25 protein-coding genes are annotated in these 26,999 nt (G+C 64.6%); 14 read left to right on the plus strand and 11 right to left on the minus strand.

Going from position 1 to position 26,999, the window contains the following annotated elements:
• From H597_RS30495 to H597_RS0110830, 5 genes are all read right to left on the minus strand, one after another.
• Positions 1–278, minus strand: a 278-nt coding sequence (locus tag H597_RS30495) for a helix-turn-helix domain-containing protein (protein WP_035373889.1), incomplete at its 3' end; no start/stop codon positions are given.
• A 263-nt stretch (positions 279–541) separates the two neighbouring features.
• Positions 542–1,069, minus strand: coding sequence for a hypothetical protein (locus H597_RS34775; protein ID WP_154668047.1), 528 nt, complete (start codon positions 1,067–1,069; stop codon positions 542–544).
• Between the two features lie 846 nt (positions 1,070–1,915).
• Positions 1,916–2,173 carry a hypothetical protein gene (locus tag H597_RS0110820; protein ID WP_028102157.1) on the minus strand — a complete coding sequence of 86 codons (258 nt, stop codon included), beginning with the start codon at positions 2,171–2,173 and terminating at the stop codon, positions 1,916–1,918.
• Between the two features lie 6 nt (positions 2,174–2,179).
• Positions 2,180–2,662, minus strand: coding sequence for an adenylyltransferase/cytidyltransferase family protein (locus H597_RS0110825; RefSeq protein WP_028102158.1), 483 nt, complete (start codon positions 2,660–2,662; stop codon positions 2,180–2,182).
• Positions 2,659–3,852: a PilT/PilU family type 4a pilus ATPase gene (locus H597_RS0110830; protein WP_028102159.1), complete on the minus strand. Its 1,194-nt coding sequence runs from the start codon at positions 3,850–3,852 to the stop codon at positions 2,659–2,661. The genes H597_RS0110825 and H597_RS0110830 overlap by 4 nt, the downstream gene beginning before the upstream one ends.
• Before the next feature lie 98 nt (positions 3,853–3,950).
• On the opposite strand from H597_RS0110830, the gene H597_RS0110835 reads away from it, so the two are divergent.
• From H597_RS0110835 to H597_RS0110845, 3 genes are read left to right on the plus strand one after another with little or no spacing between them, the layout of a single operon-like run.
• Positions 3,951–4,886, plus strand: coding sequence for a hydrogen peroxide-inducible genes activator (locus tag H597_RS0110835; RefSeq protein WP_028102160.1), 936 nt, complete (start codon positions 3,951–3,953; stop codon positions 4,884–4,886).
• Positions 4,887–4,919: 33 nt separating this feature from the next.
• On the plus strand, positions 4,920–5,774 hold the full coding sequence (gene ubiA / locus H597_RS0110840; RefSeq protein WP_028102161.1) for a 4-hydroxybenzoate octaprenyltransferase: 855 nt from the start codon (positions 4,920–4,922) through the stop codon (positions 5,772–5,774).
• A 48-nt stretch (positions 5,775–5,822) separates the two neighbouring features.
• Positions 5,823–6,200 (plus strand): ElaB/YgaM/YqjD family protein, encoded by a 378-nt coding sequence (locus H597_RS0110845; RefSeq protein ID WP_028102162.1) that lies wholly within the window; start codon positions 5,823–5,825, stop codon positions 6,198–6,200.
• Here H597_RS0110845 and H597_RS30500 read toward each other — a convergent pair.
• A complete protein-coding gene (locus H597_RS30500) occupies positions 6,197–6,979 on the minus strand; it encodes a substrate-binding periplasmic protein (protein WP_154668048.1) in 783 nt (260 codons plus the stop codon). The two genes, H597_RS0110845 and H597_RS30500, sit on opposite strands and share 4 nt — an antisense overlap.
• A 146-nt stretch (positions 6,980–7,125) precedes the next feature.
• Here H597_RS30500 and H597_RS30505 point away from each other — a divergent pair, with 146 nt between their 5' ends.
• Entirely contained in the window at positions 7,126–8,106 is a 981-nt protein-coding gene (locus H597_RS30505; RefSeq protein WP_161630595.1) for a porin, read from the plus strand.
• Positions 8,107–8,114: 8 nt separating this feature from the next.
• The gene (locus H597_RS0110860) at positions 8,115–8,864 is read left to right on the plus strand and encodes a substrate-binding periplasmic protein (RefSeq protein WP_028102163.1); all 750 of its coding nucleotides are present in this window, start codon (positions 8,115–8,117) and stop codon (positions 8,862–8,864) included.
• Here the strand turns inward: H597_RS0110860 and H597_RS0110865 are convergent.
• Entirely contained in the window at positions 8,837–9,829 is a 993-nt protein-coding gene (locus H597_RS0110865; protein ID WP_028102164.1) for a GlxA family transcriptional regulator, read from the minus strand. The two genes, H597_RS0110860 and H597_RS0110865, sit on opposite strands and share 28 nt — an antisense overlap.
• Before the next feature lie 119 nt (positions 9,830–9,948).
• Here H597_RS0110865 and H597_RS0110870 point away from each other — a divergent pair, with 119 nt between their 5' ends.
• The 4 genes from H597_RS0110870 (at position 9,949) to H597_RS30510 (ending at position 16,991) form a co-directional block, all read left to right on the plus strand.
• A complete protein-coding gene (locus H597_RS0110870; RefSeq protein ID WP_028102165.1) occupies positions 9,949–11,196 on the plus strand; it encodes a parallel beta-helix domain-containing protein in 1,248 nt (415 codons plus the stop codon).
• Positions 11,196–12,320, plus strand: coding sequence for an SO2930 family diheme c-type cytochrome (locus H597_RS0110875; protein WP_229632145.1), 1,125 nt, complete (start codon positions 11,196–11,198; stop codon positions 12,318–12,320). Before H597_RS0110870 ends, H597_RS0110875 begins: the two co-directional genes overlap by 1 nt.
• A gap of 19 nt (positions 12,321–12,339) precedes the next feature.
• A complete protein-coding gene (locus H597_RS0110880; protein WP_028102167.1) occupies positions 12,340–14,733 on the plus strand; it encodes a TonB-dependent receptor in 2,394 nt (797 codons plus the stop codon).
• A gap of 77 nt (positions 14,734–14,810) precedes the next feature.
• A complete protein-coding gene (locus tag H597_RS30510) occupies positions 14,811–16,991 on the plus strand; it encodes an ATP-binding protein (RefSeq protein ID WP_051293694.1) in 2,181 nt (726 codons plus the stop codon).
• Here H597_RS30510 and H597_RS0110890 read toward each other — a convergent pair.
• From H597_RS0110890 to H597_RS0110900, 3 genes are all read right to left on the minus strand, one after another.
• Positions 16,984–17,208, minus strand: coding sequence for a DUF4424 family protein (locus H597_RS0110890; RefSeq protein WP_083941048.1), 225 nt, complete (start codon positions 17,206–17,208; stop codon positions 16,984–16,986). The genes H597_RS30510 and H597_RS0110890 overlap by 8 nt on opposite strands.
• 263 nt (positions 17,209–17,471) lie before the next feature.
• Positions 17,472–18,308 (minus strand): pyrroline-5-carboxylate reductase, encoded by an 837-nt coding sequence (proC, locus tag H597_RS0110895; RefSeq protein ID WP_028102169.1) that lies wholly within the window; start codon positions 18,306–18,308, stop codon positions 17,472–17,474.
• Between the two features lie 6 nt (positions 18,309–18,314).
• Positions 18,315–19,022, minus strand: a complete 708-nt coding sequence (locus H597_RS0110900; protein WP_028102170.1) for a YggS family pyridoxal phosphate-dependent enzyme — start codon at positions 19,020–19,022, stop codon at positions 18,315–18,317.
• A gap of 57 nt (positions 19,023–19,079) precedes the next feature.
• Between H597_RS0110900 and H597_RS0110905 the strand changes: the two genes are divergently transcribed.
• Genes H597_RS0110905 through H597_RS0110925 form a run of 5 tightly spaced genes read left to right on the plus strand, consistent with a single transcriptional unit; the run spans position 19,080 to position 25,775 of the window.
• The gene (locus tag H597_RS0110905) at positions 19,080–20,123 is read left to right on the plus strand and encodes a type IV pilus twitching motility protein PilT (RefSeq protein WP_028102171.1); all 1,044 of its coding nucleotides are present in this window, start codon (positions 19,080–19,082) and stop codon (positions 20,121–20,123) included.
• A 5-nt stretch (positions 20,124–20,128) separates the two neighbouring features.
• Positions 20,129–21,265, plus strand: a complete 1,137-nt coding sequence (locus tag H597_RS0110910; RefSeq protein WP_028102172.1) for a PilT/PilU family type 4a pilus ATPase — start codon at positions 20,129–20,131, stop codon at positions 21,263–21,265.
• Positions 21,265–21,750 carry a glutathione peroxidase gene (locus H597_RS0110915; RefSeq protein WP_028102173.1) on the plus strand — a complete coding sequence of 162 codons (486 nt, stop codon included), beginning with the start codon at positions 21,265–21,267 and terminating at the stop codon, positions 21,748–21,750. Before H597_RS0110910 ends, H597_RS0110915 begins: the two co-directional genes overlap by 1 nt.
• Positions 21,751–21,768: 18 nt before the next feature.
• Positions 21,769–24,789 (plus strand): MHYT domain-containing protein, encoded by a 3,021-nt coding sequence (locus H597_RS30515; RefSeq protein WP_051293695.1) that lies wholly within the window; start codon positions 21,769–21,771, stop codon positions 24,787–24,789.
• Entirely contained in the window at positions 24,786–25,775 is a 990-nt protein-coding gene (locus H597_RS0110925; RefSeq protein WP_028102174.1) for a response regulator, read from the plus strand. The genes H597_RS30515 and H597_RS0110925 overlap by 4 nt, the downstream gene beginning before the upstream one ends.
• On the opposite strand, the gene glcF is transcribed toward H597_RS0110925, so the two are convergent.
• Positions 25,772–26,998 carry a glycolate oxidase subunit GlcF gene (glcF, locus tag H597_RS0110930; RefSeq protein ID WP_028102175.1) on the minus strand — a complete coding sequence of 409 codons (1,227 nt, stop codon included), beginning with the start codon at positions 26,996–26,998 and terminating at the stop codon, positions 25,772–25,774. The two genes, H597_RS0110925 and glcF, sit on opposite strands and share 4 nt — an antisense overlap.
• Between the last annotated feature and the right edge of the window lies 1 nt (position 26,999).

Genomic DNA, 26,999 nt, shown 5'->3' on the forward strand with positions numbered 1-26,999 from the left:
GTGCGTGCCAGCACACGTGCTTCAAGCCGGTCCGTTACTTTGAAGGCGGATCGTCCGGCGTGGCGCGAATACAAGCCAGCCAGGCGTTCGGCGGAGAAGCGCTTGTGCCAGAGCGCGATGAAGCCGTTGCTGCAATCGAGCTTGGCGCGGATTTCCTCCCACGTGTGCTTATCCGCCAACAGCAGAATCAGCCTCGCCCGTCGCACGACATCCGCACGCACATTGCGCGCATTGACCTGCTGCTGCAGTTCCGAACGTTCGCTATCTGTGAGTATCATGGACGCCTCCTTGCGTTCAATGATACTCCAGTTTTAACTGTTACAGTCCACTAGCTCTCAAGCCTGCGGCCATGCAGTGCGCCCCGATCCGGGCTTACCAACTTCTTGAGTTCCTCGTTAGCGGCAACTTGCGCGTTCGCGTTGACACCGCAAACCAAAAATATCAGCGCAACGATTATCTTCATTCTATTAAACTTACTCGTTGCATCAAACAGATTTCACTTGCAACGATGTTCCGGTTCTGGCCGTTCTCAGTCATACCTTCAGTCTACTGATTTTAATTGAAATTTTGTCACAGGTCCGATTTCCATCATGGCGTTCACCGCAAAAGCCTCTACTGTAAGGTTCCAAGGTTTTCGCTCTTTAGGCTCCTCATCATCAAATACGAAGAACAGTCGCATTGAGTTACCCGTTATTTTCCCAACTACCGGGCCAGTCTCAAATATGTCAGCGGTGTTGGCAGCATCTACAACCCGGAAATAAAAGCCGACTTCATCCAAACGATAGGCGCTGGACGCTGGCCAATCTATTTGAACTGTGATACTACCGTATTGACCGCACGGCATGGCATCTCTGCCAGGAGAACGGCGAACGTCTTTTAACGAAACATCGAAGGGGGGCAAGCGTGCCGGCATCAGCCCCTCTGACGTTTCCCGCATCTTTACCCTCACCGGTTTTTTAGAGGGTCGATAGCTCATTACGCTATCTGGTGCGGCACATGCAAACGCGGTTGTAGACAGCAGCACATAGGAGAAAAATGCGCAGCAAATCACTCGAAATTTTACTTTCATCAGCCATCCCGTTCAGTTTTCATTGTTTACTCTACAGGTGCCAATTCCCCTTGCCATGCGAGCGAAACCGGCAAGTCTAGAACTGCGCAGAGAACGCCGTTCGCCTCGGCAACGGTAATAGGTAATAGGTAATAGGTAATAGGTAATAGGTAATAGGTAAGCGTGACATGTCCGTCATTCCAAAAAATTCATGTTCGCTCAATCCGAGCGCCGCTCAACCTCTGCACGACTGCTCGAGAAAATGCGGGCTTACATAGACAGCTAGCGATCTGCTCACCATGTACAGGCGACGAGATCAGCTATCGGCGGACACCTTACCGCCATATGCGCGTAAATTGGCTGCCAGAAGCGCCACCGCGAAGATGACGAACGCAGCGCCAAGGTAGCTGACGAAATTGAATGGATCCTGCTGATGTATTCCTTCGTATCCGTAGACCGAGCCGCATACACCAAAGAAGGCGGGGCCAAGGAACCTCGATTTACGCGTAACCTTCAACATCTTTGTACTGCGCAGGGTAAGGGAATTCAGAGAAGCCGCACGCTCTTGGTGCTCGCCTTTGCATGAAATACTATGACCAAGATCGGCGGCGCATTCAGAACAAAGTCCGCGTGCGCAAACTCGACAAATTCCGACTGCGCTGCTATGGGGGTGGTTGAAACAGTTCATCTAATTCTATTCGATTAATTTGACTACAAAACTCTAGGCCGTCAATGCCGGGGAGTCGTTCGCTTCGGGTCGAAAGGGGCCGCCAGGCCGCGCGTGATCCCACCTTCGCCATGGCATCGCCGTTTAATGCGGCGCTGTGCTTCAGCTTCGGCTGGAAGTAAAACTCCCGCCGAAACCGATCAGAGAAAGCCGATGTGCTTGCGCTCGAGCCCCGACATCACCAGCTTGATATAGCGATTCGGGACGTACAGCTCCACCTCCACCGTCGCGCCTTCGGCGTTCTGCGCCTCTGACACCAGGTGGAAGAAATCGCGGTCGGGACTGGCCTCCTTGCAAGGCAGGTACCTGCCTGAAGGCCCCTCGGCCAGGTAGTCCTTCAGCGCGGCGCCCAGTTCCGCCACGCCCTCGTCGGTCAGCAGCACACCAAAAGCCATCATGGCCTCCTATTGTCCAAACATGCGCACTTTGGCCAGCAGCTTGGTGGTCGAGCGGTCATGCTCGAAGTCGATCGCCACCGCCTTGCCGCCGTATGCCAGCACCGCCTGCCCTTCCGGGATGGCGGTCATATCGTAGTCGCCGCCCTTGGCGTAAATTTCCGGCCTGGCCTGCAGCACCGCTTCCAGGGCGGTGTCCTCGTCGAAAGGCACCACCAGGCTGACGGATTCCAGCGCGGCCAGCAGCGCCATGCGGTCTTCGCAATTGTTCAGCGGACGATCATCCCCCTTGCCCAGGCGCTTGACGGAGGCATCCGTATTGGCGGCCACCACCAGCGAAGCGCCCAGCGCGCGTGCCTGCGCCAGATACGTCACATGGCCGCGGTGCAGGATATCGAACACGCCGTTGGTCATCACCACCGGTTTTGGCAGGGCAGCTACCCGCGCGGCCAGATCGGCGCGCGAGCACATCTTGTTTTCAAAATCGGTCATTCGCCTTCTTCCTCTTCTTCATCCAACTGCATGCTCAGGCCGCTCGACGCCTTCGGCGCCGCCACAACCTGGGCTGCCGCATCGGGCGGCGGACGGTTGCCATGCAGCTTGATCTGCAGGCGCAGGCCGTTGGTGGAGTCGGCGTTGCGCAGCGCCTCCTCGTAGGCGATGTAACCCTTATTATAGAGATCGAACAGGGCCTGGTCGAAAGTGCACATGCCCAGTTCGCGCGACTTGGCCATGATTTCCTTGATCGAGTGGAAGTTGCCTTTGAAGATCATCTCGGCGATGGTCGGCGTGTTCAGCAGGATCTCGATGGCCGCCTTGCGGCCCTTGCCGTCTTCGGTGCGGATCAGGCGCTGCGAGACGATGGCGCGCAGGTTGGACGAGAGGTCCATCAGCAGCTGGTTGCGGCGCTCTTCCGGGAAGAAGTTGATGATGCGGTCCATGGTCTGGTTCGCATTGTTCGCGTGCAGGGTGCCCAGGCACAGGTGGCCGGTCTCGGCAAAGGCGATCGCGTGCTCCATGGTCTCGGTGTCGCGGATCTCGCCGATCAGGATCACGTCCGGCGCCTGGCGCAGGGTGTTTTTCAGCGCATGGTGCCAGGACAAGGTATCCACACCCACCTCGCGGTGGGTGATCAGGCAGCTCTTATTCTTGTGCACATACTCGACCGGGTCTTCCACGGTGATGATATGGCCGGCCGAATTCTGGTTGCGGTAATCGATCATGGCCGCCAGCGAGGTCGATTTGCCGGAGCCGGTGCCGCCCACCACCAGTACCAGGCCGCGCTTGGTCATCACGACTTCTTTCAAGACTTCCGGCAAGTCCAGCTTCTGGAAATTCGGGATTTCCGAGGCGATGGTCCGGCACACCATGCCGACCGCCTGCTGCTGGACAAAGACGTTGATGCGGAAACGGCACACATTCGGCAGCGAAATCGCGAAATTGCACTCAAGCTCAGTCTCGAACTCGCGGCGCTGTTTCTCGTTCATGATGGCGTAGGCCAGGGCCCGCGTCACATCCGGGGTCAGGCGCTGCTGGCTCAGCGCGCGCATCGAGCCCTGCGATTTGATACTGGGTGGGAAGTCCGCCGAAATGAACAGGTCGGAGCCGCCGACCTGGTGCATGGCGGTCAGCAGTTTGTAGATATATGACTGGGCTTCTTCGTGGCCTAGTGTGGATGACATGTTTTGCCTCGTTTATTGGGATTGCTAGTCATTATAGCCAGTGCCATCCCCCATACCTGGCATTGCAACAAGGCATTCACCTGTGTTCAAATGGGTTCATGACGCTGACCGAGCTTAAATATATCGTAGCTGTTGCCAGAGCGAAACACTTCGGCCATGCCGCCGAGGCATGTTTTGTCGCCCAACCCACACTTTCCGTGGCGATCAAAAAGCTGGAAGACGAACTCGGCGTCGTCCTGTTCGAGCGCGGCGGCGCGGAAATCTCGGTCACCCCGCTGGGCGCCCAGATCGTGGCCCAGGCCGAACGGGTACTGGAACAGACGGCGGCCATCAAGGAGCTGGCAAAACAGAACAAGGACCCGCTGGCCGGCCCCCTGCGCCTGGGCGTCATTTACACCATCGGCCCCTACCTGTTGCCGCCCCTGGTCAAGCGGATGATCGAAACCACGCCGCAGATGCCCCTGATCCTGCAGGAGAATTTCACGGTCAAGCTGCTGGAAATGCTGCGCCAGGGCGAACTGGACGCGGCCATCATGGCGCTGCCGCTGCCCGAGCACGGCATGTCGGTACAGCCCCTGTACGACGAACCGTTCGTGGTGGCGATGCCGAAAAACCACCCCTGGGCCGCGCGCAGCAGCGTGCCGGCCGAGCACCTGAAAACGGAAACCATGCTCCTGCTGGGCAATGGCCACTGTTTCCGCGACCAGGTGCTGGAAGTCTGCCCGGAAATGGCCCGCTTCTCCTCGCCCGGCAACGGCATGCAGCGCACATTCGAGGGCTCGTCCCTGGAAACCATCCGCCACATGGTGGCCAGCGGCATCGGTCTGACGGTGCTGCCGCGCGCCTCGGTGCCGGATATGGAAGGCCGCGACGGCATGTTGGCATTCCGCTATTTCGAGAACCCGGAGCCGAACCGGCGCGTGGTCATCGTCTGGCGCAAGAGCTTCACCCGCAAGGCGGCGATCGATGCAGTCGTGGCGGCCGTGGCCGACTGCCGTCTGCCCGGCGTCCGCGTGCTGAACGGCCACGGGTAGTAAAATGCCGGGATGCACGCGACTACCCCACCCCTGAGCAAACTCGAACTCTATTTCCGCCTGGTCCGGCTGGACAAGCCGATCGGCACCGTTTTGCTGCTGTGGCCGACGCTGGCCGCCCTGTGGCTGGCCTCCGGCGGGGTGCCGGACTGGAAGCTGCTGCTGATCTTCTCGCTCGGCACTTTCCTGATGCGTTCGGCCGGCTGCGCCGTGAACGACTACGCCGACCAGGATTTCGACAAGCACGTCAAACGCACGGCCGAACGCCCCATCACCAGCGGCCGCGTCAGCGGCAAGGAAGCACTGGCCATCGCCGCCGGACTGTCCCTGCTGGCCTTCCTGCTGATCCAGCCCCTGAATATCCTGGTCAAGCAGCTCAGCGTGGCGGCCCTCGTCATTGCCGCCACCTATCCCTATTTCAAGCGCTTCTTCGCCATCCCGCAAGCCTATCTGGGCATCGCCTTCGGTTTCGGCATGCCGATGGCCTTCGCCGCCGTGCAGGGTACGGTACCGCCGGTGGCTTGGCTGCTGCTGGCGGGCAATGTGTTCTGGGCCGTGGCCTACGACACCGAATACGCCATGGTCGACCGCGACGACGACCTGAAAATCGGCATCAAGACTTCCGCCATTACCTTTGGCCGCTTCGACGTGGCCGCCATCATGCTCTGCTATGGCGTCCACCTGGCGATCCTGCTGGCGGTCGGCTGGCATTTCGGGCTGGGCCTGCCCTTCGTGCTGGGCCTGGCCATTGCGGCCGGCTGCGCCATTTACCACTACGTCCTGATCCGAGGCCGCGAGCGTGCGCCCTGTTTCGCCGCATTCCGCCACAATAACTACCTCGGCGCCGCTGTCTTTGCAGGCATTGCACTCGACTACGCGCTGCGCTGAGCTATACTGAAAGTTACCCTGCGTGCTGTTCACTGAGACGAGGCGATCATGGACCAGACACCCCAAACTGCAGCAAAACCCAACGGCGGCGGCATTGCCAACGGCAAGAGCCACAGCCACCACGAGAGTGCGGAAGCACGCGAACAGCTGATGAGTGACCTCAAGCAGGCGGTGCAGGACGCGGAAACCTGGCTACGCAATGCGGCCACGGCCAATTCCGACGACCTGGGCATGGTCAAGGCCAAGTTCGAAGACGCCCTGCGCACCGCCAAGCGCGATCTCCTGAAGCTGGAAGACAGCGTGATCGCGCGCGGCAAAATCGCGGCCCAGGCCACCGACCACTATGTGCACGACAATCCCTGGAAGGCGGTCGCCACCGGCGCCGCCATCGGCGTGATTGTCGGCCTGCTGGTCGCGCGCCGCTAGCGTCCGTTGCCGCCGGCTTCCCCGATCCGGTAGCTGGCGCGCAACTGCTGCAGTCGTCCCTGCTCCCGTTGCAGGAAGCGGTTGAATTGCTCAACCACTTCCTTGCAGCGCCATGTCGCCAGGCGGAAGTCGGAACGCGCGTGCGGCAATCCAGGGTCGAACACCAGCGCGCCCGGCGCTTTCAATGCCCCAGCCAGCATGTAGCCGGCGACGTCGACGTTCACATAGGCGGCATCCAGGTTGCCCATCATGGCCAGCCGCAGCAGGCCGTCGGTGGTATTCGAGGTCGACACCTTGAGCGCCCGGCTGTCGATGGCCGCCTTGTACGGCCACGGCGTAAATCCCAGTACCGTGCCCAGTGTTTTCAGGGAGGACAGCGGCTTGCCGAGCTTGTGCGGCAGCACCATGGCGCCCTCCTCCGTCGACACCACCACCGAGCTGTAGCTCAACTGCGCACCGCCGCGCAATTCTTCGCGCCATTGCGGGTTGTCCGGATACTTGAAGTCCAGCGTGCGTTCCGTGAGGAAGCGCGCATACAGCCGGTTGATCGGCAAGGGAATGTAATCGAAGGTATAGCCGTGATCGGCTGCGAAGGCGTCCAGCACGTCGCGCGCAAAGCCGCCGAAGTGGTTGTTGCCGTCGACCGTATGCAGCGGCAGGTATTGCAGCTTCTCGACACCGACCGTGAACGTGCTGCCGCGCACCGCCTCACAACCCTGCGCTGCCGCCAAGACGCCGGTCAGCGCTAGTGATGCACACAGTAAGAGCTTGGTCAACATCGGACCAGCATAGCCAAATCCCGTCCGAGCGGCAATCGCCAAGGCTGGAGCCCTGTCGCGCAGACAGGACAATGTGTCAGCCCAGCATTGCATTGTGGAGAGCCCAGGCGTACAAAGAGACTGTCAGCATCAGCCGGGGGATGGTCGTGAAACGGCTTGCACCGATATTCCTGGGAGTGGCCGCCTGCGCGCCAGCCCTCGCCCAGCAAGGCATCACCGTTTACGGCGTGGCCGACCTTGGCGTGCTGCGCGACCATGACTCCGGCACCACCACAATGAAGGTCGACAGCGGCCTGCAGACGGCATCGCGCCTCGGCGTCACAGGCACTGAGGCACTGGGCCGCGGCATGACGGCCAGCTTTGTCATCGAATCCCAGATCGAGGCCGACACCGGCACGCCTTCGTTTGCCGGCAAGGTGTTCGGCAGCCAGGTCTGGGTCGGCCTGGCCGGGCCGCTCGGCGCGCTCAAATTGGGCCGCATGTTCACGCCCTACTTCGGCGCCATCGCCACCAATGATCCGTTCGACGCCAAGGGGCCGGGCGAGGCGACCCGCCTGTTCCAGGATTCCGGGGTGCGGATGGACAATACCGTCAAATATTCGCTGCCGCCCCTGCTGGGCGGTGTTTACGCGGACTTGGCCTATGGCTTCGGCGAGTCCGGCGTCAGCCAGGCCGCCAACCGCCAGCTCAGCATGGATGCCGGCTATGCGGCCGGTCCGCTGAACACGGTGCTGGCCTACCACCAGACCAACGATGCAAAGGGCAACCGGCAGGTGCGCAGCGTGCTCGTGGGCGGCAATATGGACTTCGGCCCCGTGCGTGCCTGGCTGCTGGCCGCCCGCAACCGCAATGACGCCGAACTCGACACCCGCGACATCCTGCTGGGCCTGACCGTTCCGCTGGGCCAGTCATCCATCGCCGCGACTTATGTACGCAAGCAGGACCGCTTCCACGCCAACGCCGATGCGCACCAGCTGGCCCTGGGCTACTACTACACGCTGTCGAAGCGCACCAACACCTACATCATCGCGTCCGGCTTGCGCAACGAGGCTGCGGCGCGCTACCAGGCATCGCTGCCGGGCGGCGACCGGCGCCTGCTGGCCTGCGGCATGCGCCACCAGTTCTGAGGCAGACCATGCCAACGGCCGCCAACCTCAGCCTTGCCATCATCCTGGCGTTGCTGCTGCGGGCGGCATCGGCCGCGGACGTCAGCATGGCGTTCGGTGAAAAAATCCCGCCGTTCTGCTTCCCTGAAACCGATTCCGGCATCGAGCTGGAAGTGATGCGCGAGGCGCTGGCGTTCCGCGGACACGTGCTCAAGCCGCGCTATTACTCGTTCGCGCGGATTCCCGTCGCCTTCAAGTCCGGCGAGGTGGATGCGGCCATGACCGACCTGGGCGAGGACATGACATCCTGGGGCGCCTTCTACGGCAACCCCGCCGTCTTCTACGACAATGTCTTCATCACGCTGAAAGAGCGCCACCTGGCGATCAACCGGCCGGAAGACCTGCAGGGGCTGACCGTGATTTCCTTTGCCGGCGCCGCCAAGCGTTATCCAGAATGGCTGGACGCGGTACGCAAGGCCGGCCACTACTTCGAGCAGAACGACCAGGCGCTGCAGGTGCTGACGCTGGACCGCGGCCGCTACGACGTGGTCCTGAGCGACCGCAATATCTTCAAGTATTTCACCTTGCAGCTCAAGCTGAACAAGTCCTTCCGGCCCAAGCCGGTCACCGAGCACCCCTTCGTCCGGCTGAACCCGATGGACTACCGTCCCGTGTTCCGCGACAGCACCATCCGCGACGATTTCAACGCCGGCCTGAAGTACCTGAAGGAGAGCGGCCGCTTCCAGGCCATCTATTCCAAATACCTGGCCGGCGATTGAGCCGCGCCGGTGCGGAAAGCCGCCGGCGACACCCCGAACAGCTGGCAGAAGGTGCGGCGCAGCATGGCCTCCGTACGGAAGCCCGATTGCAGCGCCACCTGCAGCATCGACAGGCCCGGCCGGGCCAGCAGTTCCTTCGCATATTCGGCGCGGCAGCGTGCGATATAGATATGCGGCGCCATGCCGACCGCGTGCTGGAAGCGGCGTGAGAAATTGCGCACGCTCATGGCGGTGCGCTGCGCCGCGCTCTCCACCGTCAGGTCCTGCTTGAAGCAGCGTTCAATGTATTCCTGCGCTTGGCGGATGCGCTGGTCGCCATGCTGCTTCAAGCCCGCGTTGCGGATCGCCACCCGTCCCGTGCTGGGCTGGCTGGCGGGATTGGTGTAGCGCGACAGCTTGTGCGCCACCGCGTCGCCATGGAAGTGGCCCACCAGGTAGCTGCACGCGTCCAGACAGGGGTTGACCGAGCCGGCGCTGATGATGCTGCCGTCGATCACCAGCGGCGCGTCGGGACTGAAGCGCACGTCGGGATAGTGCTGGGCGAATACGCGCTGGTCGGCCAGGTTGCCGGTCACTTCGCGTCCGTCCAGCAGGCCCGTCTCGGCCAGGATGCGCATGCCGCCCGCCATCCCCACCAGCAGCGCGCCGGCGGCGTGGGCCTGCAACAGCCATGCGCGCAAGGCGGGCGCAATCGGCTGGCGCGCCGCCATCGGCAAATAGAACGGCGGCACGATGACCACCTGCGGTTCCGCCAGGTCCGCCAGGGTGGCGTCCGGCAGCAGGGCGGGGCCGGTAAACGAGCGCACCGGCCCCGCATCCAGCGCCACCAGGCGCACGCGGAACAGGGCCGTTGCCTCCAGGTTGGGATTGCGCGCATGCAGCGTGCCGGCGATGGCAAACGCTTCGCGCGCCAGCAGGGCAAGGCCGCCCCAGCAGTCGTCGGCAACGTAGATGGCGATAGTCACTGGCGCTCTCATCCTGGCCGATACTAACAGCAGAATTGGCCGATTTCGCGCATAACAGTTTAATAATGGACGGATATACTGGCTTCGCTGATGCATCTCTACAACGGCAAGGAGAATTTATGTATAAAGCCATCGGCGCGCTCGCGCTGTGCTGCATGCTGTCCGCCTGCTACAAGACCACACCATCGCTGCCGGCGCCCGTTTCGGCGGCCGACATCGCCTTCCAGAAGCAGTTGCAGGAACAACTGCTGGACGCCAAGCCAGGCTCGGTGATCGCAATCCCGGCCGGCAACTACAAATTCACCAGCGGACTGCAGCTGCGCGCCGACGGCGTGACCATCCGCGGCGCCGGCATGGACCAGACCGTCTTGTCTTTCAAGCCGCAAGTAACAGGGCCGGAAGGCTTGCTCGTCTACGGCAACAACTTCACCATCGAAGGCTTGACCATCGAGGATTCCAAAGGCGACGGCCTGAAGATCAACGACGGCGACCACATCACCATCCGCAGCGTGAAGGTGCAATGGACCGGCGGTTCCAAGGTCAGCAACGGCGCCTACGGCATTTACCCGGTCAAGACGAAAAACGTGCTGATCGATGACTGCGTGGCCATCGCGGCGTCCGATGCCGGCATCTATGTCGGCCAGTCGCAGAATGTGGTGGTGCGCAATTCGCGCGCCGAAGCGAATGTGGCCGGCATCGAAATCGAAAACACCATCAACGCCGACGTCTACGACAACGTGGCCACCCGCAACACCGGCGGCATCCTGGTGTTCAATATGCCGAACCTGCAGCAACCCGGCCACAGCACGCGCGTGTTCAAGAACAAGGTCGAGGCGAACAACCTGGGCAACTTCGCCGCCCGCGGCACGGCCGTCGCCAGCGTGCCGGCCGGCTCGGGCGTGGTGATCAACTCGAACTCGAAGGTTGAAATCTTTGACAACGACATCAGCGACAACCAGACCGCCAACGTGATCATCTCGAGCTACCATTCGACCGGCTACTACACCGAAAAAGGCGTGGACAAGGACTACGATCCGTATCCCAAGGCGATCTACGTATACGACAACCGCTTCAAGGGCGGCGGCGATTCGCCCGACGGTCTAGACCTGAAGACGCTGAAGGTGGCACTATACGGCCTGTCCGGCCACCTGCCCGACGTGCTGTGGGACGGCTACGCCGACAACGCGCTGGCCAGGAACGGCGTGCTGCCGGCCGACGCCCGCATCTGCGTGCAGGATGGCGCGGACGTGCTGAACGCCGATGGGCCGAACAAGTACAAGAACCCCAGGGCCGATTCGGCGCCGCACCGCTGCCGGCTGGCCAAGCTGCCGCCCGTCACCATTCCCCAACTCAGCTCGCAATCCTGATGATGCCTGCCGTTCCCGCTTTCCGCCTGTTGCGGGCGGCGCGTATGGCCGCGTGCGCGCTCCTTCTCGCTGCCTGTGCACGCAGCCCCGCCCCGCCCGCCGGGCCGGTGAACTTCATTGCCGACGGGCGTCCCGAAAAACTCAGCGCGTGGCGCCTGATGGCCGCCAGCGAAGGCCAGCTGGTGTTGAACAAGGAGGTGCTGCCTTACCGGCTCAACACGCCGCTGTTCAGCGATTACGCCCACAAGCTGCGCACCGTGTGGATGCCAAAAGGCGTAGCGGCGGCCTACCGGCCCGATACGGCCTTCGATTTCCCGGTCGGCACAATCATCAGCAAGACGTTCTACTATCCGCGCGATGGCGCCAGCGGAGCCGTGCTGGCCAGCGACGACAACGGCGCCGACAGCGCGCTCGACCTGCGCAAGGTGCGCCTGGTGGAAACGCGCCTGCTGGTGCGCCGCGAAGCCGGCTGGACCGCCCTGCCCTATGTATGGAACGAGGCGCAGACCGAAGCCGAGCTGAAACGCACGGGCGAGCAGATCCCGATGGAGCTGGTGTCGCCCCAGGGCCGCCAGAAATTCACCTACGTGGTGCCGAACGTGAACCAGTGCGCGTCCTGCCACGTGGCGGACCTGAAGAGCAGGAAGTTCGAGCCGCTCGGCCTCAAGGCCCGCCATATCAACCTCGATGGGCAGCTCGACAAATTCGCGCAGGCCGGCTTCCTGTCCGGCGCGCCGGCGGCGGCCGCGGCGCCGCGCAATGTCGACTGGCGCGACAAGCTCGCCAGCGTGGACGCGCGCGCCCGCGCCTACCTCGACATCAACTGCGCCCACTGCCACAACAACAAGGGCACGGCCAACACCACCGCCCTGCACCTGGAGATCGGCGCACCGGCCAACCAGCACCTGGGACTGTGCAAGCCGCCCGTGGCGGCGGGCGCCGGCACCGGCGGCAATGCTTTCGACATCACTCCGGGCAAACCGGACGATTCGATCTTCGTCTTCCGCCTGCAATCGACCGAGACGGGCGTGATGATGCCGGAACTGGGGCGCGCCACCTCGCACCGCGAAGGCGTGGAGTTGATCCGCGCATGGATCGCCGCAATGAAGGAAAGCTGCAACTGACAATAACGAGGGAGACCAGATGAAGCTGCGCAAGAAAGTCCTGACGTCCAGCATTTCCAGCGCCCTGCTCGCATGCAGCGGCGCCGCCTTGGCCGCCGACCAGGCGCCCAAGGAAGAAACCCATGTGGTGGTGGTCACCGCCCAGAACCGCACGCAGCAGGCGCAGGACGTGCCGATTGCGCTGCAGATCGTCGGCGCCGAGCAGATCGACAAGCTGGCGTCGCCCAGCCTGGCGGAGATGAACGGCTACATCCCCGGCCTGTCGGTCAACGCCGAGCAGGCCACCCAGCCCTCGATGTCGCTGCGCGGCATCGGCACCAGCGATTTCGGCATCGGCACCGACGCGCCGGTCGGCATCTATATCGATGGCGTCTACGGCGGCAAGACCGGCGGCGCGGTCATGAACTTCAACGACGTGCAGCGCATCGAAGTGCTGAAAGGGCCGCAAGGCACCCTGTTCGGCCGCAACAGCGCGGCCGGCGCCATCTCGATCGTCACGCGCGAGCCGGGCCGCGAAACCGAGCTGGAAGCGCGCCTGCGCTACGGCCGCTTCCACACCCGCAATGTGGAGCTGCTGGCCAATACGGCGCTGTCCGACAGCACGGCCCTGCGCATCACCGCCGTCCACCACGGCAGCGACGGCTGGCTGAAGGACGCCGCCAGCGGCGCCTCGCTGCAGCATGGCACCGACAACGGTGTGCGCGCCACCCTGCGCTGGGATGCGCCGGCGCGCGCCAAGGTGCTGCTGTCGGTGGAGGCGGAAAAGCTCGACCACATGGCCCGTCCCGCAATCGGCCTGGTGGCCGGCGTGCCGGCGGTGCCGGCCGACCCGGCCAGCTACCTCGACCCGCGCACGGCCCCCGTCTACAACGACGCCATCCACAACGGCGAGACGCGCAACTTCCGCGGCAGCACCCTGCGCATCGAAGTGCCCCTGGGCTGGGCCACGTTCAATGCCACCACCGGCTACCGCCGCTTCGACTCGCGCAACCGCCAGGACAACGACGGCACCAACCTGCCGACCCATTATGTCGACACCGAAAACTCGGAACGCAACCGCAGCTGGCAGCAGGAGTTCCGCCTGTCCGGCAATACGGGCATGGCGGACTGGGTGACAGGCGTGAGCCTCTATCACGAGAAAGCCGGGCAGACCAGCCAGGTCAACACCAATACCGATACCCTGGACAATATCTTCGGCAATGTGGCCGGCTTCCCCGTTTTCAGCCAGCTGGAAGGGGCTGCGGCCATGGCCGGTATTCCGGCCGGCCTGCTGGGCAACTCCTGGCAGGAGAACCTGCATGTGGAAGCCCGCAACAAGGCCAGCGCGATCTACGGCGACGTGATCTGGCATCTGGCGCCGAAGCTGAACCTGACCACCGGCGTGCGCTTCACCCGCGACGACAAGCGTTTCAGCTGGTATAGCCCGCTGCGTACCGCGGCCGGACTAGATGGCAGCATCGCCAATCTGCAGAACCTCGGCTTTTTCGACGCCCTGGTCGGCATGGGGGCCATCACGCCGGAGCAGCTGATGATGGCGATGGGCGCCATGACCCAGAATATCGAATTCACCAGCACCGGCGCGACAGCGGCGCCGCTGGCGAAGAAGAATAAATGGAACGACACCAGCCCGCGCATGGTGCTGGACTACAAGCTCAATGACGACATGATGGTGTACGGCTCGATTGCCAAGGGCTACCAGTCGGGCGGCTTCAACGCGCTGCAGGTGAATGCCAGCTATGACCCGGAGAAGGTGTGGAACTACGAGATCGGCATGAAGAACTACTACCGCCGCTACAAGCTGCTGGTCAACGCCTCGCTGTACAAATACAAGTTCAGCAACCTGCAGTCGCTGGCCCTGGTGAATAACGGCTCCGCCATCCCGAGCTACCAGGTCACCAGCAGCGACCAGGGCGCGCACGGGGTCGACTTCGACATGCGCTGGCAGCCGGTGCGCGACCTGCGCCTGAACATGAGCACCGCCTACATCGACCAGACCTACAAGAACTTCACCACCAGCGACGGCGTCAAGCTCGATGGCCAGCCGGTCGGCACGCCGAAATGGACCACCGCCCTGGGCGCCGACTACTGGGTGCGCGATGTGGCGGGCGGCGACCTGGATTTCACGCTGCAGCATGCCTACACGGGCGCCACCCGCTGCAATGCCGACGCGCTGCAGGGCGCCTGCCTCACCACCCCGCGCTTCCGCGTCGGCGGCGCCACCCAGCGCACCGATTTCCGTGTCGGCTACGAGGCGAACAGCCATCAGTGGGCGGCGGCGCTGTTCGTCAACAATCTGTTCGACAAACGCTATGTCACCAGCATCGGCAATATGACCACCGGCCTGCTCGGCACCCCGTACGCCATGGTCAATGCGCCGCGCCAGGTGGGGGTGGAAGTGCGCGTGAACATGTAGCGCCGGGCGCCGCAGCGGCGCGGAAATACTGGCTTGCACAGTGATAGAATCGATCTTTTGTCGTTCACTTTTCTTGCATGCCAGTCAACATCCGCACTCCTTTCGGTGCTCTGCGCGCGGCGCTGCCACGGCGGATTGTCACGCCCGGCGCCAATGCGGAACACCTGGGCGCCTGGCGTCTGAGCCTGTTGAACGGCATGTGCGCGGTGTCCTGCTACCTGGGCCTGCTGGTCGGAGCACCCAGCGTGTGGTTCAGCGTCCAGTACCAGTTGTGGGCCCTGGTGGCGGCCGACTTCCTGGCGCTTATCACCGTGGCAATATTGCATTTCCGCCGCGACCTTTCCTATCACTACCGCGCCGCCGCCTTCCTCACCACCGTCTACCTGCTGGCCGTGTCGCTGCTGTTTGCCATCGGGACCATGAGCCAGATCTACCTGCTGGCCTTGCCGCTGCTGTGCACCGTGCTCATGGGCAGCCGCTCCGCAGTGCTGGCCGTTGCCGGCTGCAGCCTCACCCTGTTCCTGGCAGGCTATTTCGGCGGCATCCCGCAAGGCACGCCCACCGATACCTCGACCCCGCTGCTGCACTGGACCATCGTCTCCATCAATTTCCTGCTGGTGGCGTCGCTGCTGGTGGTCTCCTGCGCCTACCTGCTGCACGGACTGCAAGGCGCCCTGAGGCGCCAGCGCGCCGTGCACGAAAAGCTCGAAGCGCAGATCGCCATCCTGCAGGCGCGCGAAGTGGCGCTGCGCGAATCGGTCGCCGCGCAAAAGGCGGCGGAAGAATCCAACGAACAAAAAAGCGAATTCCTCGCCATGATCAGCCACGAGGTGCGTACCCCGCTAGGGGGCGTGATCGGTATGCTGCGCCTGGCGAAGAAGGACAACAGCCTGTCGGCCGAAACCCGCAACAAGCTGCGCATCAGCCTGGGCAACGCCGAAGTGCTGCTGCACATCATTAACGACATCCTCGACTTCTCGCGCCTGGAAGCAGGCAAGATGCCTTTTGAGAACATCGATTTCGACCTGCCCGCCCTGCTGCACGACGTGGTGGCGCTGCTGGCCGACCGGGCCGAAACCAAGGGTATTTCCCTGGTGGCCGATATCGACGCCGCACTGCCGCGCTGGTGGCGCGGCGACCCGGTGCGGCTGCGCCAGGTGGTCATGAACCTGGTCGGCAACGGTGTCAAATTCACCGAACGCGGCGAAGTGCGCCTGGCCGCCGGCATGGCGCCCGATGGCTGCATCGCGCTGGCCATCAGCGATACCGGCATCGGCATCGAGCCGGACGCCATCTCGCGCCTGTTCGGCAGGTTCGAACAAGGCAACGCCGCCACATCGCGCAAATACGGCGGCACCGGCCTCGGCCTGGCAATCTGCAAGAACATCGTCGACGTGATGGGCGGCGCGATCGCCGTCCGCAGCGAGCGCGGCGCCGGCAGCGTATTCGACGTGCGGCTGCCGCTGCAGCAAGGCCAGCCCGCGGCGGTAAGGGCGCTGGAGAAGCCGGCCCCGCATGCGGCGCGCCTCGAAATCCTGTGCGCGGAAGACGGCAGCACCAACCAGATCATCCTGCGCGAGCTGCTGTCCGACATGGGACATGGGGTCACCATCGCGGAAGATGGCGCCGCCGCGCTCCAACAGCTGGCGCAGCGCGACTTCGACCTGGTGATCATGGACAGCCGCATGCCGCGCATGGACGGCATTGCCGCCCTGCGCTTGCTGCGCGCCGGCGCCTACGGCGTGCGCCAGCCGGCCGTGCCGGTGATCGCCCTGACCGCCAACGCGGCGGCCGAGGAGCGCCAGCGCTTCATGGAAGCGGGCGCCAACGGTTTCCTGCCCAAGCCGATCGACGAAGCGAATCTGCATGCCGAAATCGGCCGCCAGGCCGGCTTCCTGGTGCCGGCGCCGGCGCTGGCCGACCTCGACGCCATGTTCGGCATGGATAATGCCGCCCTGCCCCAGCCGCCGCTGCGCATGGTCAGCCCGGCGGCGCGCGCCGCCTTCAGGCTGGAAGGACCGCGCCAGCTGGCCGCCATCCGCCAGGGCATCGCCAACGGCGACATGGTGGCCGTCAGCCTGAACGCCCACAACCTGCAGGGCAGCGCCGGTCTGTTCGGCGACCGCGAGCTCAGCGCCCTCTGCGGCCAGGTGGAAATGCTGGCCAATGCCGGCGTAACGGAATATCTTGGCACGCTGGCGACGGAGCTGGAGAACAAGCTGGCATCCTTGCTGGCCCGGCTGGCCGAGGCTAAATAAGCGTATAGAAATTCAGGACGAGGCGGTCCTGGGGCACGTAATCGTGCATCCGGAAGCGCAGCGTAAGCGGGTCGATGCGTTCCCGCTTGCCGGGGAAGCAGAGGGAAACGATCTGCTGCGGCGTGTCCTTGACGATATCCAGGGTGAATTCGCCGATGCCGCCTTTGCCTTCATCCAGGCAGGCGCGGTCGGCCTCGTCGCTCGACGACACGGGCACACATTCGGCAGACGGGGGCGCGTGGCGTCCGCCACGCCGATGCGCGTTCTGCCGGCAAAGGCTCGCTCGCCCCTAATGCCTGCAGGCGGGCCACGAGCGGTTCCGGCAGCGTCATGCCGCCCTTGCCGAAGGCGTCGCCAAAGCTGCGGAAGATCTGGTTCCCGTCCAGGCCGGCCTGGCGCAAGTGCCTGCTGATGTCACGGCCGCCGACCCGCTGCGCGGCGCGCCAGGCGCATGGCCTGGCGCGCCATTCGCCGGGCGCGTTAGCCGGCGGCGCCGAGCTGCTCGCCCAGTTCCTTGCCGCGCGCCGCGGCGGCCTTGACGGCGGTGATGATGGCTGCCTTGACGCCGCTAGTTTCCATGCTGGTCAGCGCGGCGTAGGTGGTGCCGCCTTTCGAGGTCACTTTCTCGCGCAATACCGGCACCGGGTCGGGCGACTGCGCCGCCAGCTGGGCGGCGCCGCTGAAAGTCTCCATGGCCAGCTGCCGGCCCTGTTCCGCCGTCAGGCCCAGCTCCTCGGCGGCCTGCTGCATCGCTTCGATGAAATAGAACACATAGGCCGGGCCGCTGCCGGAAACCGCCGTCACCGCATCGATCTTCGCTTCATCGTCGAGCCAAACGGTGGCCCCCACGGCGCGCAGGATCTGGTCGGCGGCCGCGCGTTGCGCCGCCGTCACAGCCGGCGCGGCAACCATGCCGGTCACGCCCATGCCGATCAGGGCCGGCGTATTGGGCATGGTGCGCACGATCGCCGGGTAGCCGCCCAGCCAGCGCGCCAGGTCGGCGGCGCGGATGCCGGCCGCGATCGACAGCACCAGCGGGCTGCGGCCATCCGCCTGCGCCGCCTGCAGCAGCGGCAGCAGCTGCAGCGCCACTTCATGCATCACCTGCGGCTTGACGGCCAGCACCAGCACGTCGGCGCCAGCCACCGCCTCCCCCGCCGCCGGCGCGACGCTGACGCCGTATTCCTGGCGCAGCTTGTCCAGCGAAGCCGGATTCGGGTCGACCACGTGGATATTCGCGCCCGCCGTCAGCTTGCCGGCCAGGCCGGCGATCAGGGCGGCGGCCATATTGCCGCCGCCGATGAATGCAATCTTCATGACTTTTTATCCTTTGTTGTAATCACGGGCACCGAAGATGGCGCTGCCAACCCGCACGATGGTGGCGCCCTCGTGGATGGCGGCGCGCATATCGGCCGACATGCCCATCGACAGGGTGTCGAGCGCAAGGCCCTCGCCGCGCAGCTGTTCCCGCAGTTCGCCCAGCACGCGGAAGGCCGCGCACTGGCGCTCGAAATCGGGCTCCGGCTCGGGAATGGACATCAGCCCGCGCAAGGCCAGGCGCGGCAAACCGGCCACGGCGCGGGCCAGCGCGGCGGCGTCGGCGGGCAGCACGCCGCTCTTGCTGGCCTCCCCGCTGGTGTTGACCTGAATGCATACCTGCATGGGGTGCAGGCCCGCGGGACGCTGCTCGTTGAGGCGCTGGGCGATCTTTTCCCGTTCAATCGTGTGCACCCAATCGAAGTTTTCGGCTATAAGACGCGTCTTATTGCTCTGGATTGGTCCGATAAAATGCCATTCCAACGGAGTGCAGCCGCGCATGTTTGCCAGTTCGTGGATTTTATCCACCCCCTCCTGCACATAGTTTTCACCGAACGCCCGCTGCCCCGCCAGCACCGCCTCGAAAACTGCCTGCGCCGGGAAGGTCTTGGACACGGCCAGCAGCTGGACTTCGTTGGGCGCACGCTGCGCTTCTCGTGCGGCAACGGTAATTGCTTCAGTAACAACTTGCAAGTTGTGGGCTATTGTGGACATAATCGAATGAGACAGGGCCAAGGATTTTGGCTTATGAATAAAGCACAGGGATTATAAATGGACATTTCCGAACTTCTCGCATTCTCCGTCAAGAACAAAGCATCCGACCTGCACCTGTCTGCAGGCCTGCCGCCGATGATTCGTGTACACGGCGACGTGCGCCGCATCAACCTGCCGCCGCTGGAGCACAAGGACGTGCACGGCATGATCTATGACATCATGAACGACGGCCAGCGCAAGGCGTACGAAGAGATGCTCGAATGCGACTTCTCGTTCGCCATTCCGGGCCTGGCGCGCTTCCGCGTCAACGCCTACAACCAGGAACGCGGCGCCGCGGCCGTGCTGCGTACCATTCCGTCCAAGATCCTGACGCTGGAAGAACTCAACGCGCCGAAGATCTTCGCCGACTTCGCCATGAAGCCGCGCGGCCTGGTGCTGGTGACTGGCCCGACCGGCTCCGGCAAGTCGACCACCCTGGCGGCGATGGTCAACCACCTCAACGAAAACGAATACGGCCACATCCTGACCATCGAAGACCCGATCGAATTCGTGCACGAATCGAAGAAGTGCCTGATCAACCAGCGCGAAGTGGGGCCGCATACCCTGTCCTTCAACAACGCGCTGCGTTCGGCGCTGCGGGAAGACCCGGACGCCATCCTGGTTGGCGAATTGCGCGACCTGGAGACCATCCGCCTGGCGCTGTCGGCCGCGGAAACCGGCCACCTGGTGTTCGGCACCCTGCACACCTCCTCCGCCGCCAAGACCATCGACCGTATCATCGACGTGTTCCCGGCCGAAGAAAAGGAAATGGTGCGCGCCATGCTGTCCGAGTCGCTGCAGGCCGTCATATCCCAGTCACTGCTGAAAACCAAGGACGGTTCCGGCCGCGTCGCCGCGCACGAGATCATGGTCGGCACGCCGGCGATCCGTAACCTGATCCGCGAAGCGAAGATCGCGCAGATGTATTCTGCGATCCAGACCGGCAACAACGTCGGCATGCAGACGCTGGACCAGAACCTGACCGACCTGGTGCGCCGCAACCAGATTTCCCCGGCCGCAGCGCGCGCTGCCGCCAAAATCCCAGACAACTTCCCAGGCTGATAAAAATGGAACGCGACCAGGCTTCAAAATTCATGTTCGACTTGCTGCGCCTGATGGTCAGCAAGAAGGGCTCCGACTTGTTCATTACCTCCGGCTTCCCGCCGGCCATCAAGATCGACGGCAAGATGACGCCCGTCTCGGCGCAGGCGCTGACGCCGGCCCACACGGCCGATCTGGCCCGTTCGATCATGAACGACAAGCAGACTGCGTCCTTCGAGCAGACCAAGGAGGCCAACTTCGCCATCAGTCCCGGCGACCTGGGGCGCTTCCGCGTCTCGGCCTTCGTGCAGATGAGCGCCGTGGGCATGGTGCTGCGTACCATTAACAGTTCGATCCCGGAGTTCGACGAACTGGGCCTGCCGCCCATTCTGAAGGACGTGATCATGACCAAGCGCGGCCTGGTGATCATGGTCGGCGCGACCGGCTCCGGTAAATCGACCACGCTGGCGGCCATGGTGGGCCACCGCAACGCCAACAGCTACGGCCATATCATCACCATCGAAGACCCGGTCGAATTCGTGCACCCGCACCGCAACTGCATCATCACGCAGCGCGAAGTGGGGGTCGACACCGAGGACTGGGAAATTGCGCTGAAAAACACCCTGCGCCAGGCGCCGGACGTGATCCAGATCGGCGAGATCCGCGACCGCCAGACCATGGACCACGCGATCGCCTTCGCCGAAACCGGCCACCTGTGCCTGGCCACCCTGCACGCCAACAGCTCCAACCAGGCGCTGGACCGTATCATCAACTTCTTCCCGGAAGAACGCCGCCAGCAGCTGCTGATGGACTTGTCGCTCAACCTGAAGGGCATGATCTCGCAGCGCCTGATTCCGAAAAAGGACGCCAAGGGCCGCGCCGTCGCGGTGGAAATCATGCTGAACTCCCCGCTCATCGCCGACCTGATCTTCAAAGGCCAGGTGCACGAGATCAAGGAGCTGATGAAGCGCTCGCGCGAACTGGGCATGCAGACCTTCGACCAGGCCCTGTTCGACCTGTACGAGGCCGGCCAGATCACCTATGAAGATGCGCTGCGCAACGCCGACTCGGTCAACGACCTGCGCCTGGCCATCAAGCTGGAGTCGAAGGAAGCCAAGACGCGCGACCTGGCGGCCGGCACCGAGCACCTGGGGATCATCTGATGACGACGGTTTACGACTTCAGCGCCGACAGCCTGGCGGGCCAGGCGGTGGACCTGGGGCAGTACAAGGGCAAGGTGCTGTTGATCGTGAACACCGCCAGCAAATGCCGCTTCACCCCGCAGTACAAGGGCCTGGAGGAGCTGCACCGGCAGTTCGCCGGCCAGCCCTTCGAAGTGCTGGGCTTCCCCTGCAACCAGTTCGGCCAGCAGGAACCCGGCAACGCGGAGGAAATCGGCGCGTTCTGCGAACAGAATTTCGGGGTCAGCTTCCCGATGTTCGCCAGGATCGAGGTCAATGGCGACAACGCGCATCCGCTCTACCAGCACCTGAAAAAGAACGCGCCGGGCATCCTGGGGACGGAAGGCATCAAATGGAACTTCACCAAGTTCCTGGTGCGGAACGACGGCAGCATCCACGACCGCTATGCCCCGACCACCAAGCCGGAAGACCTGGCCGACGAGATCAGGAAGCTGCTGGCGCAATAACCGGAGGGGAGCGCAGTCATGGGCGCGATCAAGACCTACTTGATCCAGCTGTTTTCACCGCCCGCCGACCCGGCGCTACTCACCTACGGGAGTTACGATCCCTGGCTGGTCCTGCTATCGCTGCTGGTGGCCAGCTTTTCCTCCGCCATGGCCCTGCAGATGGCCGGCCTGGCGGCAGGCGGCACCCGGCCCGGCCTGCGCCTGGTGGCCCTGGCCACCGGCAGCCTGGCCCTTGGCAGCGGCGTCTGGGCCATGCATTTCATCGGCATGCTGGCCTTCACGCTGTGCACGCAAGTCTCCTACGACCCCACCACCACCCTGCTGTCGATGCTGCCCAGCATTGCCGCCTCCAGCGTCGCCCTGTCCCTGCTTAGCCGCAAGCGCATCGGCCTGCGCAGCCTGCTGCTCGGCGGCGCCATGGTCGGCGCGGGCATCGCCGCCATGCATTACACGGGCATGGCGGCCATGCGCTCGGCCCTGCAGCTGCGCTACGATCCCTGGATATTCGGCCTTTCCATTCTGGTGGCGATGGCGCTGGCGACCCTGGCCCTGTGGGTGCGCTTCGGCCTGCAGGGTCTGCGCGGCCGCCTGGGCCACACGGCCACAGTCGCCACGGCCGGCGTGATCATGGGCTGCGCCATCGCGGGCATGCACTATACCGGCATGGCGGCGGCGCGCTTCGTCGGCCGCATGCCTTTGGAGCCCGACAGCGGCATCGCCAACGCCGCGTTCCTGGCGCTGGCCGTGGGCATGACCACGGGGCTGCTGACGGCGCTGGTGGTGTCCGCCAACGGCATGCTGCGCTACCGCGCCCTGTTCCACCAGGTGAGCGGGCTGGAACTGGCGCTGCGCACCAGCGAGGAGCAACTGCGCTCGCTGGTGGCGAATATCCCCGGCATCACCTTCCGCTGCCGCAATGTGCCGGGCTGGCCGCTGCTGTTTGTCAGCGATGCCATCGAAAGCATGACGGGCTATCCGGCCGCCGATTTCCTGGGCGACCCGCCGCGGCGCCTGTTCGGGGAACTGGTGCACCCGGACGACTGGCCGGCAGTCCAGCAGGGCGCGCGCAGCGCGGTGATGGAGCGCCGCCCGTTCCGGCTGGAATACCGGATCCGCCACCGCGACGGCAGCATCCACTGGTTCTGGGGCAACGGCAATGTGGTGCCGGGCCCGAGCGGCGAGGTCGAGCTGATCGACGGGGTGGTGCTCGACATCAGCGGCCGGCGCCTGATGGAACAGGACCTGCGCATCGCCAAGGAGCGCGCCGAGCAGGCCGCCGCCGCGCGCGCCGCCTTCCTGGCCAATATGAGCCATGAAATCCGCACACCGATGAACTCCATCCTCGGCTTCACCGACGTGCTGCTGAACGGCGAGCTGACGCCGGTGCAGCGGCGCCACCTGGACACGGTGCGCAATGCCGGCCGCTCGCTACTGCGCCTGCTCGACGCGATTCTCGATACGGCCAAGCTGGACAAGGGCGCGGTGGAGCTGGAACTGCACGACTTCAGCCTGCTGGCCCTGAGCGACGAACTGGCATCGACCATGGCCACGGCGGCCCGGGCCAAGGGCTTGTCGATGTCGCTGCAGTACGACCCGGCCCTGCCGAACTGGATCCACGGCGACGAGCTGCGCGTGCGCCAGGTGCTGACCAACCTGATGGACAACGCCCTCAAATTCACCAGCCGCGGCAGCGTGTCGCTGGCGGTCAGCCCGGAAATCGAAGGCGAACGGCGCATGGTGCACTTTGCCGTCAGCGATACCGGCATCGGCATCGAGCCGGAGCGCATGCAAGCCATCTTCGAACCTTTCGTGCAGGCCGATGCCTCGATGAACCGCCGCTTTGGCGGCACCGGCCTGGGCACCACCATCTGCAAGCAGTTGGTGGAGCTGATGGGCGGGCGCCTGTGGGCCGACAGCGTGCCAGGCCAGGGCAGCACCTTTCACGTCCTGTTGCCGCTGCTGCCGGCGCGCGCTCAGGCTGCGCGCAGCGCCGCCGCGCCGACCCTGCTGCCGCCTTTGCACATCCTGGCGGCCGACGACGTGCCGCAGAACGTCGAAGTTCTGCAATTGCTGCTGGCGAAACTTGGCCATACGGTGACCGGCGCCAGCGATGGCGCCGTGGCGGCGCGGCTGGCGGCGGAAGCGCAATTCGACGCCATTCTGATGGATGTGCAGATGCCCGGCACCGACGGACTGGCGGCGACGCGCCGCATCCGCGCGGCGGAAGACGCGGCCGGCCGGCCGCGCGTGCCGGTGATCGCCATGACCGCCAATGTGCTGGCGCGCGACCGCGAAGCGGCCCGCGCCGCAGGCATGGACGGCTTCACCGCCAAGCCGGTGGACGTGGCGGTCCTGACCCAGGAACTGGCGCGCGTGCTGGACATGCCGGCCGGCGCCCCGCAGCTGGCGCCCTCCCCGTTCCCGGTGCGCGGCATGGTGCTGAACGTCGACAAGGGACTGCAGCGCTGGACCGGCCAGCACGCGCCTTACCTGCGCGCGCTGCGGCGCTTCGCCGGCGACCATGAAGATGCCGCGCAGGAGCTGGCTTCGGCCCTGGCGGCGGGACAGCATGCCGCCGGCGCAGCGCTGGCGCACCGCATGCGCGGCGCCGCCGCCAACCTTGGCCTGGAACAACTGGCCGACGCGCTGTGGCGGCTGGAAAACGGCCTGCAGGAGGCGGACGGCCGCGCAGTCCTGCCGCAGCTGCTGGAGCAGGCCGCCCAGCGCCTGTCCGAAGCCCTGGCCGCCATCCAGGAGCACTGGGACAGCCGGCAGGCCGCCCCCGCGGGCGCCGACGCCGCGCCGCCGGACCTGGCACAGGCATGCGCGCTGGGCACAGCGATGCTGCGCTCTCTCGAGCGCGGCAGCTTCGACCCGCGCGAGCTGGCCCAGTTGGCGGCCGCCGCCGGCAGCGCCGTCTCCGGCGAGCGGCTGGCGGCATTGCAGGAGGCGCTGGACGACTTCGACGCCACGGCCGCGCGCCACGCCCTGCAGGCGCTGCTCGACGAATGCAGGGACTTGCAAAGGAATGCACAATGACCCGCCAAGCTACGGCCACGGTGCTTGCCGTCGACGACGAAGCGGCCAACCTGCAATTGCTGCGCCAGGTCCTGCAGGAGCAATACCGCCTGCTGTTCGCCAAGGACGGCGCACGCGCCCTTGAGCTGGCCGTCAATGAAAAGCCCGACCTGATCCTGCTCGATGTGATGATGCCCGGGATGACCGGCTACGACGCCTGCCGGGCGCTGAAGGCAAATCCCGCGACCGCAGCCATTCCCGTCATCTTCGTGTCCGCACTGACCGATGCGGCCGACGAAATCGTCGGCTTCCAGGCCGGCGCCGTTGACTTCATCAGCAAGCCGCTCAGCCCCGCCGTGGTCAAGGCGCGCATCAAGCTGCACCTGTCGCTGGTGCGCATGGAAGAATTGCGCGCCAGCCGCCTGGCAATCGTGCAGCGGCTCGGCCTGGCCGCCGAATACAAGGATAATGAAACCGGCCTGCACGTGATCCGCATGAGCCATTACGCCCGCCTGCTCGCCATCGCGGCCGGCTTCGACGAGCAGGAGGCGGACGATCTGTTCATCGCCGCTCCCATGCACGATATCGGCAAGATCGGCATTCCCGACCACATCCTGCAAAAGACCGGACGCCTGACGCCGGAGGAATACCTGGTCATGCAGAACCATCCCGCCATCGGCGCGCACATCATCGGCCATCACGAAGGCGGCTTGCTGGCCATGGCGCACGATGTGGCGCTGTCGCACCACGAGAAATGGGACGGCAGCGGCTACCCCAACCGGCTGGCCGGCGCAGCCATTCCGCTGGCCGCGCGCATCGTCGCCGTGGCCGACGTATTCGACGCGCTGACGTCGGTCCGCCCCTACAAGCCGGCCTGGAACATCGAAGATGCGTGCGCATGGATGACCACGCAACGCGGGTCGCATTTCGAGCCGCGCCTGCTGGACCTGTTCCTCGAGCAGTTGCCCGCGATCCGGCAAATCATGGAGAGGTGGGCGGAACGCTAGCCGTGCAAGGCGCGGTCGACCAGCTCGATCCAATGCTCCACCGGCGTTTGCGTGCCCGACTGCAGGTGGCCGATGCAGCCGATATTGGCCGACACGATGCGTCCGGCGCCGGTATCGGCCAGGGCGGCCAGCTTGCGGTCGCGCAGCTGCTGCGACAGTTCCGGCTGCAGCAGCGAGTACGTTCCCGCCGAGCCGCAGCACAGGTGGGCGTCGCGGCACATTTTCACCTCGACACCGAGGGCGCGCAGCAGGCCTTCGACTTTGCCGCGGATCTGCTGGCCGTGCTGCAAGGTACAGGGCGGGTGCCAGGCCACAGCCTCGGAAGGCTGCCGCACCACCGCGCGCCGCACCAGCTCGGCCTCAAAGCCGGGCAGAATCTCGCTCAGGTCGCGCGTCATGGCGGAGATGCGCGCCGCCTTCTTCGCATAAGCGCCGTCATGCGCCAGCAGGTGGCCGTAGTCCTTGACCGTGACGCCGCAGCCGGAAGCGGTCATGACGATGGCTTCCGCCCGTTCCACCAAGGGCCACCAGGCATCGATATTGCGGCGCATATCGTCCAGCGCCGCCGCCTGGTCGTTCAGGTGAAAGCGCAGGGCGCCGCAGCAACCGGCGCCGGGCGCCGCGATCAGCTGCACGCCCAGCGCGTCCAGCACGCGCGCGGTGGCCGCGTTGATGTTGGGCGCCATGCCCGGCTGCATGCAGCCATCCAGCACCAGCATCTTGCGCGCATGCTCGCGCGCGGGCCATGCGCCGGCACGGCGAAGCGGCGGCAGCTTGTCTTGCAGCGGTTTGCCAAGCAAAGGCTTGAGCAGCTGGCCGGCGCGCAGCGCCGGCTCGAACAGCCAGCGGCGCGGCAGGGCCTCTTTCAGCACATAGCGTTTGATGCGTTCGGGCAGCTTGCGCGGCACGCGCTGTTCCACCACCTTGCGGCCGATGTCGGCCAGCCGTCCATATTGGACCCCCGACGGACAGGTGCTTTCGCAGTTGCGGCAGGTCAGGCAGCGATCCAGGTGCAGCTGGGTGCTGGCCGTCACCGGCGCGCCTTCCAGCACTTGCTTGATCAGGTAAATGCGGCCGCGCGGACCATCGAGCTCGTCGCCCAGCAGCTGGTAGGTCGGACATGTGGCGGTGCAAAAGCCGCAATGCACGCAGGCGCGCAGGATCGCTTCCGCCTCGTCGCCCTCCGGCGTACCCTTGATGAAATCTGCGAGCTTGGTCTGCATA

Source organism: Pseudoduganella violaceinigra DSM 15887, from assembly GCF_000425385.1.
GTDB lineage: Bacteria > Pseudomonadota > Gammaproteobacteria > Burkholderiales > Burkholderiaceae_D > Rugamonas > Rugamonas violaceinigra.